The organism is Azospirillum sp. UENF 211521, assembly GCF_058780535.1.
This window is the reverse complement of record NZ_JBSNCF010000002.1, coordinates 186,041-200,824: the sequence shown is the minus strand read 5'-3', so window position 1 is coordinate 200,824 and position 14,784 is coordinate 186,041. Positions and strand designations below refer to the sequence as shown.

The following is a 14,784-nucleotide window of genomic DNA, read 5'->3' as shown; positions in this document are numbered from 1 at the left end:
GTTGGGTGGGGGCCTGCCCCGAAACTCAAACCCTTACTTCACCAGCGAACAACCGCTCTTGGCCGGGTCGAGGAACGCCTGCTCGGCCGGGATGGTCTTCACGATCTTGTAGTAGTCCCAGGGGCCCTTGGACTCGCCCGGGGTTTTCACCTGGGCCAGATACATGTCGTGGAACATGCGGCCGTTGGCGGCGATCTTGCCGTTCTTGGTGAACATGTCCTCGACCGTGGTCTCACGCATCTTGGCGGCCACCTTGTCCGGATCGTCGGAGCCGACGGCCTCGACCGCCTTCAGATAGTGGCGCACGGCGGAGTAGACGCCGGCCTGGACCATGGTCGGCTTGCGGCCGGCCTTGGCCTCGAACTTCTTGGTCCATTCGCGGGTCTGGTCGTCGGTGTCCCAGTAGAAGCCGGTGGTCAGCAGCAGGCCCTGGGCGGCCTGGAGGCCCAGCGCGTTCACGTCGCTGATGAACAGCAGCAGGCCGGCGAGGCTCTGGCCCGACTGGGTGATGCCGAACTCCGACGCCTGCTTGACAGCGTTGGTGGCGTCGCCGCCGGCGTTGGCGAGGCCGATCACGTCGGCCTTGGAGGCCTGGGCCTGAAGCAGGTAGGACGAGAAGTCGGCGGTGCCCAGCGGATGGCGGACGTTGCCCGCGACCTTGCCGTCGAGCTGCTTGACCATCTTCGTGGTCTCATCCTCCAGCGAGTGGCCGAAGGCGTAGTCCGCGGTGATGAAGAACCAGTTCTTTTTGCCCTGCTCGACCAGCGCGCGGGCGGTGCCGGCGGCCATGGCGTAGTTGTCGTAGGTCCACTGGAAGCCGTAGGGGCTGCACGACTTGCCGCTGAGGTCGGTCGAGCCCGGGCCGGACATCAGGAAGATGCGCTTCTTGTCCTTGGTGATGCCCTGGACGGCCAGCGCCGCGGCGGAGTTCGGCACGTCGGCGATGACGTCCACGTTGCCGGCGTCGATCCACTCGCGCGCCGTGTTGGCGGCGATGTCGGCCTTGTTCTGGTGATCGGCGACAACGATCTCGATCGGCGCGCCGGCGATCTTGCCGCCGAACTCCTCGGCCGCCAGACGAGCGGCGATGGCCGAGCCTTCGCCGGCGAGGTCGGCGTAGATGCCGGACCGGTCGTTCATCACGCCGATCTTGATCACGTTGTTGGAGACCTGGGCGTGCGCGGCCCCGGCGGTCAGCGCCAGCAGTGCGGTCCCGCACAGCAACGTCTTGAGCATTTCGAACTCCCTTCGATTGGCTTTGTTTTGCGTGTGTTCAGCAGAGGGGGTGATTGGTCAGACACCCAGATAGGTGTGCAGCTTGTCCATGTTCTGGGCGAGCTGGTCGTTGGGGATCATGTCCACGACATGGCCTTCCTCCATCACGTAATGGCGGTCGGCGATGGTCGCGGCGAAGCGGAAGTTCTGCTCCACCAGCACGATGGTGAAGCCGCGCTGCTTCAGCTTGCGCACCGCCACGCCGATCTGCTCGATGATGACGGGGGCCAGCCCCTCGGTCGGCTCGTCGAGCAGGATCAGGTCGGCGCCGGTGCGCAAGATGCGCGCGATGGCCAGCATCTGCTGCTCGCCGCCGGACAGACGCGTGCCCTGGGTGGTGCCGCGGCCCTGGAGGTTCGGGAACAGCTCGTAAATCTGCGGCACCGTCATGCCGCCCGACTTCACCACCGGCGGCAGCATCAGGTTCTCGTCCACGCTGAGCGAGGCGAAGATGCCGCGCTCCTCCGGCACGTAGCCGATGCCGAGGCGGGGGATCTTGTGCTGCGCCATGCCGATCAGTTCCTTGCCCTGGAAGCGGATCGAGCCGTTGCGCTTGCCGACGATGCCCATGATCGAGCGCATGGTCGTCGTCTTGCCGGCGCCGTTGCGGCCCAGCAGGGTCACCACCTCGCCCTGGCGCACGTCGATGTTGACGCCGTGCAGCACGTGGCTCTCGCCGTAGAAGGCCTGGAGGTCGCGGATTTCCAGCATCGCGGTCTTCACGGTCGCACCGTCAGGCATGGCCCACCTCACCCGTGCCCATGTAGGCTTCCATGACCTGCGGGTTGCGCGATACGACGTCGTATGCGCCCTCGGCCAGGATCTCGCCGCGGCGGAGCACGGTGATGGTGTCCGACAGGTGGGCGACGACCGACAGGTTGTGCTCCACCATCAGGATGGTGCGGTCGGCGGAGACGCGCTTGATCAGCGCGGCGGTGCCCTCGATGTCCTCGTGGCCCATGCCGGCCAGCGGCTCGTCGAGCAGCATCACCTCCGGGTCGAGCGCCAGCGTGGTGGCGATCTCCAGCGCGCGCTTGCGGCCGTAGGGCAGCTCGGCGGCGGTGTGGCCGGCCCAGGGGGTCAGGTTCACCGCCTCGATCAGCTCCTCGGCGCGGTCGTGCAGGTCGTGCAGGCTGGCCTCCGGCTTCCAGAAATGGAAGCTGGTGCCGCGCGGGCGCTGCAGCGCGACGCGGACATTCTCCAGCACGCTGAGATGCGGGAAGACCGCGGAGATCTGGAAGGAGCGGACCATGCCGAGCAGCGCCACGTCGGCGGGCTTCATGGCGGTGATGTCGCGTCCCTTGTAGAGGATCTGGCCGCGCGTCGGCGTCAGGAACTTGGTCAGCAGGTTGAAGACCGTGCTCTTGCCGGCGCCGTTCGGGCCGATCAGCGCGTGGATGGTGCCGCGGCGAACCCGGAGGTTCACCTCCTTCACCGCGATGAAGCCCTTGAACTCCTTCGAGAGTCCGCGCGCTTCCAGAATGATGTCGTCGGCCATGGGTGCCGCTTTTCCCTCCCTGTTCGTCCGCGTCGTCTGCCGGTCCGCGTTTTTGGTTAGGCTGATATAAGCACAGAACATGCCAACCGCGCAGCATTCGAACAAGTCTTTGAAATTACTTATTTCCCCCTCTGAGACCGTGGGTGTCGCACACCGTCCGGAGTGTCAGCTTTCCAGACAGACTGTACCGATCTTCCGACACACCAACGGCGGGACCGGCGGAGCGTTCCGGGGACGGCGACACGGTTTCCAGGCGCCAAATGGCCGCTTGCAAATCGAGGGTCCGCCTGCAATTCTGCGCCTCCGACGGTGCCCCGTCCGCCGTGAAGGCGCGGGGATAATAGGGAATGCGGTGCGGACCCCGATGGAGTCCAAGGCCGCGGCTGCCCCCGCAACTGTATGCGGCGAGTCCGCCTCCGGAAATGCCACGGGCCGTCAGGCCGGGAAGGCGGGAGGCGCGGCGACGACCCGCGAGCCAGGAAACCTGCCGCCGGACCGACATTCATCCAATCCGCCGGGTGTGGCGGAGACAGGGAAACCAGATCATGACGAATCGCGCCGCCCTCCGTCCGTCCGCCGGGAAGACCCCGGCCACCGTCATCACCGGCTTTCTCGGAGCCGGCAAGACGACGCTGATCCGCAGCCTGCTGGAGCAGGCCGGCGGGCGCCGTCTGGCGCTGATCATCAACGAGTTCGGCGACGTCGGCATCGACGGCGAGATCCTGCGCGCCTGCGGCGACCCGACCTGCACCGAGGACGACGTGATCGAGCTGGCGAACGGCTGCCTGTGCTGCACCGTCGCCGACGATTTCGTCCCGGCCATCGAGAAGCTGCTGTCCCGCCCGCAGCCGCCGGAGCACATCATCATCGAGACGAGCGGCCTCGCCCTGCCGAAGCCGCTCGTCCAGGCCTTCCACTGGCCGGCGATCAAGACACGGGTGACGGTGGACGGGGTGGTCGCGGTGGTCGACGCCGCCGCCGCCGCGGAGGGCCGCTTCGCCCCCGATCCGGCGGCGCTGGCCGCCCAGGCCGCCGAGGCCGGGCAGCTCGACCATGAGACCCCGGTGGAGGAGGTGTTCGAGGACCAGCTCCTCTGCGCCGACCTGATCGTGGTGAACAAGACCGATCTGGTGGACGCCGCCGATCTGGCGAAGGTCGAGGATCTGATCCGCGCCGCCATGGCGGAGGGCGGGACCGGGCGCGAAGCCAAGATCCTGCGCGCCAGCAACGGCAAGGTTGATCCGGTGGTGCTTCTCGGCGTGGGCGCCGGGGCCGAGGACGACCTCGCCAACCGCCCCAGCCACCATGACGAGGAGGAGGGCCACGACCACGACGACTTCACCAGCTTCGTCGTGGAGCTCGGCCCGCAGCCCGACCCGGCGGCGCTGGCGAAGACTCTGGAGCGGGTCGCCGCCGCCCATGGCGTGCTGCGCCTGAAGGGCTTCATCGACGTGCCGGGCAAGCCGATGCGCCTGTTGGTGCAAGGCGTGGGAACGCGCATCCAGACCCATTTCGACCGCTTCTGGAAGCCCGACGAGCCGCGCCGCAGCCGCTTGGTGGTGATCGGCGAAACGGGCCTGGACCGCGACGCCGTGACCACGGCGCTGGGGTGATTTTTAGCCTTCACAACCCTCTCCCCTTTGGGGAGAGGGTGGCCCGCAGGGCCGGTGAGGGGGTTGCGCTTACGCCGGGCGTTCCGCCACGCACGACCCCCTCACCCTAACCCTCTCCCCAGAGGGGAGAGGGGATTTTCGTAAAGCACCGTCACCATGCACCTACTCGCCGCCCGCCAGGAAGACCTCGACGCCGGCCCCCAGGCCGTGGATCTGGGCCAGAGCCCGGCGGACCTCGTCGTCCTGTCCTTCTCCGACAGCGACCTGACGGCGCTCGCCGCCTGCTGGAGGCGCCACCGTGACGAGTTGCCGACCCTGCGGCTGGCGAATCTGGCGCGGCTGGGGCACCCGCTGTCGGTGGACCTCTACGTCGAGTCCGTGATCCGCAAGGCGAAGCTGGTCATTCTGCGGCTGCTCGGCGGGGCGGGCTATTGGCGCTACGGGCTGGACCATGTCGCCGCCGCCTGCCGGGAGTCCGGGGTGGCGCTGGCCGTGCTGCCCGGCTGCGCCCAGCCGAACCCCGCCCTGGAAGGCTACGGCACCATCCCGGCCGAGGCCGCGCAACGGCTGTGGCGCGGGTTCACCGAGGGCGGGCCGGACAACATGGCCAGCCTGCTGGCCTACGCCGCCACCCTGGCCGGGCAGGAGCGCCCCTGGCGCGAGCCGGCGCCCGTGCCGCGCTTCGGCGTCTATGAGAGCTGGTCCGGTCCGATTGCCGGACCCTGCGCGCCGGTCGTCTTCTACCGCTCGCACCTGCTGGCCGGCGATCTGGAGCCGGTGCACGCCCTGTGCGACGCGCTGGCCGCGCGCGGCCTCGCCCCGCTGCCGCTGTTCGTGGCGAGCCTGAAGGAGCCGGACTGCGCCGCCTGGATGCGCGCCACCCTGACCGCCCGCGATGCCGCCGTCGTGATGAACCTGACCGGCTTCTCGGCGGCGCGCGAGGACGGGTCGCCGCTGGAGGCCAACGGCACGCCGGTGTTGCAAGCCGTGCTGTCCACCACGCCCGAGGAGGGCTGGCGCGGCTCCGCCCGCGGCATGGGGCCGTCCGACCTCGCCATGAACGTCGTGCTGCCGGAGATGGACGGGCGCATCCTGACCCGCTCCATCGCCTTCAAGGCCGAAGGGGCGCCGGACCCCGACCTGGAATTCGCCCCGACGCTGATCCGCCCGGTGCCCGACCGGGTGGCCTTCGCCGCCGATCTGGCCGCCGCCTGGGTGCGGCTGGGCGTCACGCCGCGGGTCGAGCGCAAGCTGGCGCTGGTTCTGTCCGACTATCCGGGACCGGGCGGCGGCATCGGCCATTCGGTCGGCCTCGACACCCCGGCGAGCGTCGTCGGCATCCTGGAGCGGCTGCGCGCCGAGGGCTACGCGCTGGACGGGCTTCCCGACGGCCCCGCCGCCCTGATGGAGGCGCTGACCGGCGGCGCCACCGCCCTGCTGAGCCTGGAGGACTACCGCCGCCTCGCCCCCGCCGAGGCCCGCGCCCGCATCGCGGCATGCTGGGGCGACGAGGAGGCCGACCCGCTCGCCGATGGCACCGCCTTCCGCTTCACGGTGCTGGCCTGCGGCAACGCAACCGTCGCCGTGCAGCCGAGCCGCGGCCACGGCCCGCTGACCACCACCCAGCACCACGACCCGGAGACGCCGCCCAGCCACGGCTACTTCGCCTTCCACCTCTGGCTCCGCCATGTGCTGGGCATCCACGCGCTGGTGCAGGTGGGGGCGCACGGGACGCTGGAATGGCTGCCAGGCAAGGCCGTCGCCCTGTCGGCCGACTGCTGGCCGGAGATCGTCGCCGGTCCTCTGCCCTGCCTCTACCCCTTCATCGTCAACAACCCCGGCGAGGGCGTGCAGGCGCGCCGCCGGCTGGGCGCCGTGCTGATCGGCCACCTGACACCGCCGCCGGTCGAGGCCGGGCTGCACGGCGACCTCGCCGCGCTTGAAACGGCCATCGACGAATATTCCATGGCGACCGGGCTGGACCCGCGGCGCCTGGGCACGCTGCGCCAGACCATCCTGGACCTCGCCTGGACCTCCGGCGTCGCCGCCGACTGCAACCTGCGGCCCGACGACGACCCCGACGCCATCCTCAGCCGCCTCGACGCCCATCTCTGCGACATCAAGGAGATGCAGATCCGCGACGGGCTGCACGTCTTCGGCACCACGCCGGAGCCGGAGCGCCGCGCCCGTCTGCTCGCCGCTGTCGCCCGCTTCGGCAAGGCCGAGGACGTCGCCCCGGCGCTGGACGCCTGCGGCGAGGCGGAGATGGCCGCCCTGCTGGCCGGGCTCGACGGGCGCTTCGTCAAGCCCGGTCCCGGCGGTTCTCCGGCGCGGGGGCGGGCGGACACGCTGCCCACCGGGCGGAACCTCTACGCGCTCGATCCGCGCGGCGTGCCGACACCGACCGCCTGGACGCTGGGCTGGCAGGCGGCGGACGCGCTGATCACCCGCTACCTGCAGGACCACGGCGACTGGCCGAAGCGGCTGGTGGTCGATTGCTGGGGCACCCCGGCCATGCGCACCGGCGGCGACGAGCTGGCCCAGGCCATGGCGCTGCTCGGCGTGCGCCCGCTGTGGGAGAACGGGTCCGGCCGGGTCACCGGCTTCGAGGTGATGCCGGCCTCCGTCCTCGGCCGCCCGCGGGTGGACGTGACGCTGCGCATCTCCGGCCTGTTCCGCGACGTCTTCCCGCAGCAGATCGCCCTGTTCGACCAGGCCGTCCGCGCCGTGATGGCGGAAGACGAACCGGAGGACGTGAATCCCGTCGCCGTCGCGTTGCGCACCGACCGCGCCGAGCTGGAAGCCGGCGGCACCCCGGCGGCGAAGGCCGAACGCTGGGCCAGCGCGCGGGTCTTCGGCGCGGCCCCCGGCGCCTATGGGACGGCGCTGCCCGGCCTGATCGCCCGCGGCGACTGGAGCGCGCGGGCCGACTTCGGCGCCGCCTATCTGGAGGGAAGCTGCCACGCCTACGGCAAGGGGCTGGAGGGCGTTCCGCTGCCCAGCCTGTTCCGCCGCCGCATCGGCGGGGCCGACGCGCTCGTCCACCACCAGGACCAGCGGGAGCACGACGTCCTCTCCACCGACGGGTTCATGCAGTATGAGGGCGGCTTCTCCGCCGCCGCCGCCTTGGTCGACAACGACCCGGCGCTCTATCACCTCGACAGTTCGGAGCCGGAAAGCGTGACCGTCCGCACGCTGGGCGAGGAGATCGCCCGCGTGCTGCGCGGCCGGGCGGCCAACCCGCGCTGGATCGACGGCATGATGCGCCACGGCTACCGCGGCGCCGGGGAGCTGGCGGCGAGCGTGGACACGCTGTTCGCCTTCGCCGCGACCACCACGGCGGTGCGGCCCCATCATTTCGACCAGTTGTACGACGCCTATGTGGACGACCAACGGGTGTGGGACTTCCTGGCGCAGTCCAATCCGGCCGCCGCCCGGCATATCCTGGACCGGTTGACCGAGGCTTTGGAGCGCGGTCTCTGGCACCCACGCCGCAATTCGACGGGCGACGATCTGCGCCGCCGCAAGGAGATGTCCGCATGAGCGCGATCACCCAACGCCGCAATCCGCGCCCTAACCCGCCGCGCCGGCGCGGCATGTGCCCCGGCGTGTTGGCCCCGATGGAGGTCGGCGACGGTCTGCTGGTCCGCGTGCGCGTTCCGGCGGGGGTGCTTCCCGCCGCCTCGGCGACGCGGATCGCGGAGCTGGGGCGGCGTTACGGCAACGGTCTGGTCGATCTCAGCCACCGCGGCAACCTGCAACTGCGCGGCGTCGCCGCGGCGGACATGGCGGCGCTGGTCGCCGAACTTCGCGCGCTCGGCTACGTCTCGGAGGACGCGGAGAGCGAGGCGGTCCGCAACGTGCTGACCTCGCCCACCGCCGGGCTGGACGGGAGGGCGGTGCTGGACGTGCGCCCCTACGCCCTGGCGCTCGACGCCCGGCTGGCGGCCGACCGGGACCTCCACCGGCTGCCGCCGAAGTTCGGCTGGCTGGTTGATGGCGGCGGGCAGGCCACCCTGTTCGACAGCAGCACCGACGTGCGCTTCGACGCGGTGGCGGAGGCGGCAGACGGGCCGCTGTTCCGCGTCGGGCTGGGGGGAACTTTTGAGGGAGCGGTGGTGCTGGGGCACTGCCGCGCCGACGATCTGGTGGAGCTTGCGACGGCGCTGGCGCGGGCCTTCCTGGAGCTTCGCCAGACCCTGGCCGAGCCGCCGCGGCGCATGGCCGGGCTGGTCAAGGCGCTGGGGGGGGAGGTGTTGCGGGAGCGGGTGGCGGGGATACTGACCGGCCCCCTCCCCCCCGCGCTGGCGCGCGGGTCCCTCCCTCCCCCGCCGGTGGCGGTGGAGGGCGAGGCGGCGGCAGTTCCCTCTCCCTCGCAGAGGGGGAGGGTTAGGGAGGGGGCAACATCGCCCACCCGACTCTTCCTCGGCCACCAACCCACTTGGCTGGGCGTCGCCTTCCCCTTTGGCCGCCTCAACTGCGACAAGCTGGAAGCGCTGGCCGCCCTCACCCACGAGATCCGCATCACCCCCTGGCGCGCCCTGCTGCTGGCCGCCCCGCAGGAGGGCGCCGCGGAGAAAGCCGCCGCCCTCGGCGGCATCCTCGACCACGGTGACATCCGGCTGAAGCTCACCGCCTGCAGCGGGGTCACCGGCTGCGACGTCGGCACCACCGACACCCACGCGGACGGCCTCGCCATCGCCGGGCGCGCGGCGGGCTTGCTGGAGGCGGTGCGGATGGTGCATGTCTCCGGCTGCGCGAAGGGCTGCGCCCATCCCGGCGCGGCGGATGTCACGCTCACCGCGCGGGAAGGCGTCTACGACGTCGCGCTGAACGCCGCCCCCGGCGGCACGCCCTGGCGGTCCGGCCTGACACCGTCCGAGGCCGTCACCGCCGTGGCCGATCTGTCTGTTGAGGAGTTGCCCCGTGTCCGCTGAGCCGCTTTACGACTACATCCGCGATGGAGCGGCCATCTACCGCCAGTCCTTCGCCACCATCCGGGCGGAGGCCGACCTGTCGGCCATCCCCGACGACCTGAAGGCGGTGGCGGTGCGCGTCATCCACGCCTGCGGCATGGTGGACGCGGCCCGGGACCTGATGTTCTCCCCCGACGTGGGGACGGCGGCGCGGACGGCTCTGCGCGGCGGCGCGGCGATCCTCTGCGACAGCGAGATGGTCGCCCACGGCATCACGCGGGCGCGGCTGCCGGCCGACAACCCCGTCGTCTGCACGTTGCGCGACCCGGCGGTGCCGGAGCTTGCCAAACAGGTCGGGAACACCCGCTCCGCCGCCGCGCTGGAGCTGTGGGTGCCCCGGCTCGCCGGTTCCGTCGTCGCCATCGGCAACGCGCCGACCGCCCTGTTCAAGCTGCTGGAGATGATCCGCGACGGCGCGCCGAAACCGGCAGCGGTGCTGGGCTTCCCGGTCGGCTTCGTGGGCGCTGCGGAAAGCAAGGATGCGCTGGCCGAGGCGCCCTTCGGCCTGCCCTTCCTGGCGATCAAGGGCCGGCGCGGCGGCAGCGCCATGGCGGCGGCGGCCGTCAACGCCCTGGCGAGCGACGTGGAATAATGAGCAACGACACCTCACCCACCGGCACCCTCTACGGCGTCAGCGTCGGCCCCGGCGACCCGGACCTGATGACCGTGCGCGCCATGCGCACCATCGGCGCCTGCCCGGTGGTCGCCTATTTCTGCAAGCGCGGCACCTCCGGACAGGCTCGGCGCATTGCCGACGGCTGCATCACGGCGGAGCACATCGAGCTGCCGATGGTCTATCCGGTGACGGTCGAGCTGCCGCCCAGCCACCCCGATTACGGCCGCCAGATCGAGGCCTTCTTCGACGAGTCCGCCGAGCAGCTGGCCGAGCATCTCGCCGCCGGCCGTTCCATCGCCGCGCTGAACGAGGGCGACGCCTTCTTCTACGGCAGCTTCATGCATCTGTTCCTGCGGCTGGCCTCGCGTTTTCCGACAGAGGTGGTGCCGGGCGTGACATCGATGATGTGCAGCGCCTCGCTGCTGCCGCGCCCGCTGACTCTGCGCGACGACGTGCTGTCGGTCATCCCCGGCACGCTGGGGGAGGAGGCGCTGCTGCGCGCGCTGCGCAACGCCGACGCCGCGGTCATCATGAAACTGGGCCAGAACCTGCCGAAGGTCCGCCGCGCCGTGGAGGCCGCCGGGCTGGCCGACCGCGCCTGGTACATCGAGCGGGCGAGCATGGCCGAGCAGCGCGTCATGCCCTTCCGCGAGGCGCCGGAGACGGCTCCCTACTTTTCGCAGATCGTCATCCCCGGCGAGGGGCTGCGGCGATGACGGCCGATCCTCAAAACGGATGGTTGAAGGTGGTGGGGCTCGGCCCCGGCACCGAGGACTGGCTGACCCCGGAGGCCCGGCGCGATCTGGCCGAGGCAACCGACCTCGTCGGCTATTTCCCCTATGTGGACCGCGTGCCGCCGGGGCCGCAGGTGCGCCACGCCTCCGACAACCGGGTGGAGCTGGACCGCGCCCGCCACGCCCTTGAACTGGCCGCGGAGGGCCGCCGGGTGGCGGTGGTGTCGGGCGGCGATCCCGGAATCTTCGCCATGGCCGCCGCCGTGTTCGAGGCGCTGGACGATCCCGCCGCGCCCGCGGCGTGGCACCGCGTGCCGCTGTCGGTCGATCCCGGCATCTCCGCGATGCAGGCGGCGGCGGCACGGGCCGGCGCACCGCTCGGCCATGATTTCTGCGCCATCTCGCTGTCCGACAACCTGAAGCCGTGGGACGTGGTGCTGAAGCGCCTGCGTCTGGCGGCGGAGGCGGATTTCGTCATCGCGCTCTACAACCCGATCAGCCGCGCCCGCCCCTGGCAGCTCGGCGCCGCCTTCGACGCGCTGCGCGACCTCCGCTCGCCGGAGACGCCGGTGATCCTCGCCCGGGCGGTCGGCCGCCCCGACGAGGCGCTGACGATCACGACGCTGGGTGCGGTGGACGCGGCGCAGGCCGACATGCGGACCTGCGTCATCATCGGCGCCTCGCACACCCGGCTGGTGCCGCGCGAGGGCGCGCAGCCGTGGGTCTACACGCCGCGCAGCTATGCGGTGCGGGGGTGAAGGTGTCGCCGACCGTTGCCCCCACCCTAACCCTCCCCCGCTTTGCAGGGGAGGGAATCATCTCCTCCCCCTGCGCAGCGGGGGGAGGTCGGGAGGGGGGCCCGACTCTACAGCCCTTCCAACCACCTGAGTGCCGCCTCAGCATCGTGCACCTCAGCCACGCCATTACCCTTTGGGCGTTCGACCATCACCACGGGAATGCCCCGGCGGCGCGCCGCCTCCAGCTTCGCTTCCGTGGCGCTCCCGCCGCTGTTCTTGCTGACCATGACCTCCACCCGATGCTTTGCCAGCAACGCCGCCTCCCCCTCCAGCGTGAAGGGGCCGCGGTCGAGGATCAGGCGGTGATCCGGCAGGTTCGGCGGCGGTTCCGGCGGGTCGACGGCGCGGATCAGGTAGCGCTTGTCCGGCACCGCCTCGAAGGCCGCGACCTCCTGACGGCCGATGGTCAGGAAGACGGTCCCGCCCAGCGGGCGCAGCGCCTCGGCGGCGGCGGCCATGTCCGGCACGCCGATCCAGCGGTCACCCGCGCCCGGTTCCCACGCCTGACGGGTCAGTACCAGCAGCGGCACGCCCACCCGCTCGCAGGCCGCCGCGGCGTTGGCGGAGATCTGCTCGGCGAAGGGATGCGTGGCGTCCACCACCGCGCCGATGCCGGTCTCCACGAGATGCGCCGCCAAGCCGTCCACCCCGCCGAAGCCGCCGATGCGGGTCGGCAGGGGCGGCAGAACCGGCTTCTTGGTCCGCCCGGCCAGCGACACCGCCGCGTCGATGCGCGGGTGCCCGCTCAGCAGGCGGGCCAGCGCCGTGGCCTCAGTGGTGCCGCCCAGAATCAGCGCCTTCATGCTTGTCCTCCTTGGGGTGCGCCATGATTAGCACAGGACCGGGGCGCTGGCTGAGCGTCGTCGGCATCGGCGAGGACGGGTGGGACGGTCTGTCGCCCGCCGCCCGCGCGCTGGTCGAAGGCGCCGAGCTTCTGGCCGGCGGCGCCCGCCATCTGGCGCTGGTGCCTGAGTTGAGCGGGCAGGAGCGGTTGCCCTGGCCCTCCCCCCTGTCGGACGCCTACCCCGCCCTGCGGGCGCGGCGCGGCCAACGGGTCTGCGTGCTGGCGAGCGGCGACCCGTCCTGGTACGGCATCGGCGCCACCCTGTCGAAACTCGTTCCGGTTGAGGAACTGTCGATCGTTCCGGCCCCGTCATCCTTCAGCCTCGCCGCCGCCCGCCTGGGCTGGCCGTTGCAGGACTGCGGCACCCTGACCGTGCACGGACGCCCGCTGGAGCTGGTCATTCCGCATCTGCAACCGGGGGCACGGCTGCTGGTTCTGTGCTGGGACGGAACGACCCCGGCCAAGCTGGCGGCGCTGCTGACGGCGCGCGGCTTCGGACCGTCGCGCCTGACGGCTCTGGAATCGATGGGCGGGCCGCGCGAGCGCTGCCTCGTTGCGACGGCGGAAGAGTGGTCGGCGGAGCGCGTGGCCGACCTGAACACGCTGGCGGTGGAGTGCGTCGCCGCCTCCGGCGCCCGCGCCCTGCCGCGCACGCCGGGCCTGCCCGACGACTGGTTCGAGCATGACGGCCAGATCACCAAGCGGGAAATCCGCGCCGTCACCCTGTCCTGGCTGGCCCCGCGCCGCGGCGAGCTGCTGTGGGACATTGGCGCCGGCTCCGGTTCCATCGGCGTCGAATGGATGCTGAGCGACCCGACGAACCGCGCGATCGCCGTGGAGTACAAGGCCGACCGCGCCGCCCGAATCCCCGCCAACGCCGCCGCCTTCGGCGTGCCGGGGCTGGACCTGGTGCGCGGCAAGGCGCCGGAGGCTCTGGACGGGCTGCCCGCGCCGGACGCCGTGTTCATCGGCGGCGGGTTGACCAACGACGGCGTGTTGGACGCCTGCTGGTCGGCACTGAAGCCCGGCGGGCGGATCGTCGCCAACGCCGTGACGCTGGAGAGCGAGGCGCTGCTGATCGCCACGCACAAGCGGCGGGGCGGGCAACTGTCGCAGATCGCGGTCAGCCGCGCCGCACCTATCGGCGGCTTCACCGGCTGGCGCCCGCTGATGCCGGTCACGCTGTGGCTGGCGGAGAAGCCGCTGTGACGGCGGATCGATTCATCGCGGCGGGCATCGGTTGCCGGGCGGGCTGCCCCGGCGCCGAGATCGCCGGGCTGGTCCGCGCGGCCTTCGAGGAAGCCGCGCTGGACGAAGGCGCGCGCCGCGGCGTTCAGCTGGCGGCACCGATGCGCAAGCGGAACGAAGCCGGGGTGGCGGACGCGGCGCGCCTGCTCGCCTTGCCTTTGCAGTTCGTTGACGATTCAGCGTTGATGGCGGTTCAGGACCGGGTGCAGACCTGTTCCGCCCGCGTCGAGGCCGCCGTGGGCGTCGCCTCGGTCGCCGAGGCCGCCGCCCTGGCCGCTGCCGGACCGGGCTCGACCCTTCTGCTGCCGCGCCGTTCCACCCCGCGCGCCACCTGCGCGCTGGCGATTTCCAGGGATTGTTTCGCATGACCGTGCATTTCATCGGCGCCGGACCGGGCGCGCCCGACCTGCTGACCCTGCGCGGGCGCGACCTGATCGCGTCCTGCCCGGTCTGCCTCTACGCCGGGTCTCTGGTGCCGAAGGAGATCATCGCCCACGCCCCACCGGGCGCCCGGATCGTCGACACCGCCCCGCTGACGCTCGACCAGATCGTCGCCGAGTTCAAGGCCGCCCATGAGGCCGGGAAGGACGTGGCGCGGCTGCATTCCGGCGACCTGTCGGTCTACAGCGCGCTCGGCGAGCAGACGCGGACGCTGCGGGAGCTGGGCATCCCCTACGACATCACGCCGGGCGTGCCGGCCTTCGCCGCGGCCTCGGCCGCGCTGGGGCGGGAATTGACCCTGCCGGAGGTCAGCCAGACGCTGATTTTGACACGGACGGAGGGCCGGGCCTCGGCCATGCCGGCGAACGAGACTCTGGAAGTGCTGGGGCGGTCGGGCGCGACACTGGCCATCCACCTGTCGATCCACGTCATTGACCGGGTGGTGGAGCGGCTGGCCCCACTCTACGGCGCGGACTGCCCGGCGGCGGTGGTCTACCGGGCGACTTGGCCGGACGAGCGCGTGCTGCGCGGCACGCTGGCCGACATCGCCGCCCAGGTGGCGGAGTCGCCGATGGAGCGCACCGCCCTGATCCTGGTCGGCCCGGCGCTGGGGGTGGAGGATTTCCGGTGCAGCGCGCTCTACGACGGGTCGCATGTGCGCCGCTACCGGGGGCTGGGGGTGTGAGGGTGGTTTTCACTCCCTCTCCCCCCTGGGGAGAGGGTCGGGGTGAGGGGGGCCGGC

General features: G+C 71.5%; 13 protein-coding genes and 1 riboswitch. Of the genes, 9 read left to right on the top strand and 4 right to left on the bottom strand.

All coding sequences use genetic code 11. The features are described 5' to 3' along the window. Positions 1-33 precede the first annotated feature (33 nt). The 3 genes from ACWPN5_RS17675 to ACWPN5_RS17665 are packed head-to-tail and all read right to left on the bottom strand — an operon-like array spanning position 34 to position 2,773. Positions 34-1,236: an ABC transporter substrate-binding protein gene (locus ACWPN5_RS17675; protein ID WP_145690031.1), complete on the bottom strand. Its 1,203-nt coding sequence runs from the start codon at positions 1,234-1,236 to the stop codon at positions 34-36. Between the two features lie 57 nt (positions 1,237-1,293). Beyond that, positions 1,294-2,016: an ABC transporter ATP-binding protein gene (locus ACWPN5_RS17670; protein WP_145690030.1), complete on the bottom strand. Its 723-nt coding sequence runs from the start codon at positions 2,014-2,016 to the stop codon at positions 1,294-1,296. Next, positions 2,009-2,773: an ABC transporter ATP-binding protein gene (locus ACWPN5_RS17665; RefSeq protein WP_145690029.1), complete on the bottom strand. Its 765-nt coding sequence runs from the start codon at positions 2,771-2,773 to the stop codon at positions 2,009-2,011. Before ACWPN5_RS17665 ends, ACWPN5_RS17670 begins: the two co-directional genes overlap by 8 nt. 290 nt (positions 2,774-3,063) lie before the next feature. Continuing rightward, positions 3,064-3,279, top strand: a riboswitch (cobalamin riboswitch). Between the two features lie 39 nt (positions 3,280-3,318). Here ACWPN5_RS17665 and cobW point away from each other — a divergent pair. From cobW to cobJ, 6 genes are all read left to right on the top strand, one after another. Beyond that, entirely contained in the window at positions 3,319-4,386 is a 1,068-nt protein-coding gene (cobW, locus tag ACWPN5_RS17660) for a cobalamin biosynthesis protein CobW (RefSeq protein ID WP_200479601.1), read from the top strand. A 156-nt stretch (positions 4,387-4,542) separates the two neighbouring features. Further along, on the top strand, positions 4,543-7,929 hold the full coding sequence (gene cobN / locus ACWPN5_RS17655; protein WP_492296571.1) for a cobaltochelatase subunit CobN: 3,387 nt from the start codon (positions 4,543-4,545) through the stop codon (positions 7,927-7,929). Next, entirely contained in the window at positions 7,926-9,323 is a 1,398-nt protein-coding gene (cobG, locus tag ACWPN5_RS17650; RefSeq protein WP_145690026.1) for a precorrin-3B synthase, read from the top strand. Before cobN ends, cobG begins: the two co-directional genes overlap by 4 nt. Beyond that, positions 9,313-9,954 carry a precorrin-8X methylmutase gene (locus ACWPN5_RS17645; RefSeq protein WP_145690025.1) on the top strand — a complete coding sequence of 214 codons (642 nt, stop codon included), beginning with the start codon at positions 9,313-9,315 and terminating at the stop codon, positions 9,952-9,954. Before cobG ends, ACWPN5_RS17645 begins: the two co-directional genes overlap by 11 nt. Next, positions 9,954-10,694 carry a precorrin-2 C(20)-methyltransferase gene (locus ACWPN5_RS17640; RefSeq protein ID WP_492296569.1) on the top strand — a complete coding sequence of 247 codons (741 nt, stop codon included), beginning with the start codon at positions 9,954-9,956 and terminating at the stop codon, positions 10,692-10,694. Before ACWPN5_RS17645 ends, ACWPN5_RS17640 begins: the two co-directional genes overlap by 1 nt. Continuing rightward, entirely contained in the window at positions 10,691-11,470 is a 780-nt protein-coding gene (gene cobJ, locus ACWPN5_RS17635) for a precorrin-3B C(17)-methyltransferase (RefSeq protein ID WP_145690023.1), read from the top strand. The genes ACWPN5_RS17640 and cobJ overlap by 4 nt, the downstream gene beginning before the upstream one ends. 107 nt (positions 11,471-11,577) lie before the next feature. On the opposite strand, the gene ACWPN5_RS17630 is transcribed toward cobJ, so the two are convergent. After that, complete coding sequence (locus ACWPN5_RS17630; RefSeq protein ID WP_492296567.1) at positions 11,578-12,312, bottom strand: cobalt-precorrin-6A reductase; 735 nt, start codon at positions 12,310-12,312, stop codon at positions 11,578-11,580. Positions 12,313-12,335: 23 nt separating this feature from the next. On the opposite strand from ACWPN5_RS17630, the gene cbiE reads away from it, so the two are divergent. From cbiE to cobM, 3 genes are read left to right on the top strand one after another with little or no spacing between them, the layout of a single operon-like run. Continuing rightward, on the top strand, positions 12,336-13,562 hold the full coding sequence (gene cbiE, locus ACWPN5_RS17625; RefSeq protein ID WP_492296566.1) for a precorrin-6y C5,15-methyltransferase (decarboxylating) subunit CbiE: 1,227 nt from the start codon (positions 12,336-12,338) through the stop codon (positions 13,560-13,562). Then, on the top strand, positions 13,559-13,969 hold the full coding sequence (locus ACWPN5_RS17620; RefSeq protein ID WP_200480121.1) for a cobalamin biosynthesis protein: 411 nt from the start codon (positions 13,559-13,561) through the stop codon (positions 13,967-13,969). Before cbiE ends, ACWPN5_RS17620 begins: the two co-directional genes overlap by 4 nt. Beyond that, entirely contained in the window at positions 13,966-14,727 is a 762-nt protein-coding gene (cobM, locus tag ACWPN5_RS17615) for a precorrin-4 C(11)-methyltransferase (protein WP_492296564.1), read from the top strand. Before ACWPN5_RS17620 ends, cobM begins: the two co-directional genes overlap by 4 nt. Positions 14,728-14,784: the final 57 nt, after the last annotated feature.

Bases quoted from the DNA above. Each gene is read 5' to 3' on its own strand.
- ACWPN5_RS17670 (WP_145690030.1), bottom strand. From the start codon at position 2,016: ATGCCTGACGGTGCGACCGTGAAGACCGCGATGCTGGAAATCCGCGAC.
- cbiE (WP_492296566.1), top strand. From the start codon at position 12,336: ATGATTAGCACAGGACCGGGGCGCTGGCTGAGCGTCGTCGGCATCGGC.
- ACWPN5_RS17675 (WP_145690031.1), bottom strand. From the start codon at position 1,236: ATGCTCAAGACGTTGCTGTGCGGGACCGCACTGCTGGCGCTGACCGCC.
- ACWPN5_RS17640 (WP_492296569.1), top strand. From the start codon at position 9,954: ATGAGCAACGACACCTCACCCACCGGCACCCTCTACGGCGTCAGCGTC.
- ACWPN5_RS17630 (WP_492296567.1), bottom strand. From the start codon at position 12,312: ATGAAGGCGCTGATTCTGGGCGGCACCACTGAGGCCACGGCGCTGGCC.
- cobW (WP_200479601.1), top strand. From the start codon at position 3,319: ATGACGAATCGCGCCGCCCTCCGTCCGTCCGCCGGGAAGACCCCGGCC.
- cobG (WP_145690026.1), top strand. From the start codon at position 7,926: ATGAGCGCGATCACCCAACGCCGCAATCCGCGCCCTAACCCGCCGCGC.
- cobJ (WP_145690023.1), top strand. From the start codon at position 10,691: ATGACGGCCGATCCTCAAAACGGATGGTTGAAGGTGGTGGGGCTCGGC.
- ACWPN5_RS17665 (WP_145690029.1), bottom strand. From the start codon at position 2,773: ATGGCCGACGACATCATTCTGGAAGCGCGCGGACTCTCGAAGGAGTTC.
- cobM (WP_492296564.1), top strand. From the start codon at position 13,966: ATGACCGTGCATTTCATCGGCGCCGGACCGGGCGCGCCCGACCTGCTG.
- cobN (WP_492296571.1), top strand. From the start codon at position 4,543: ATGCACCTACTCGCCGCCCGCCAGGAAGACCTCGACGCCGGCCCCCAG.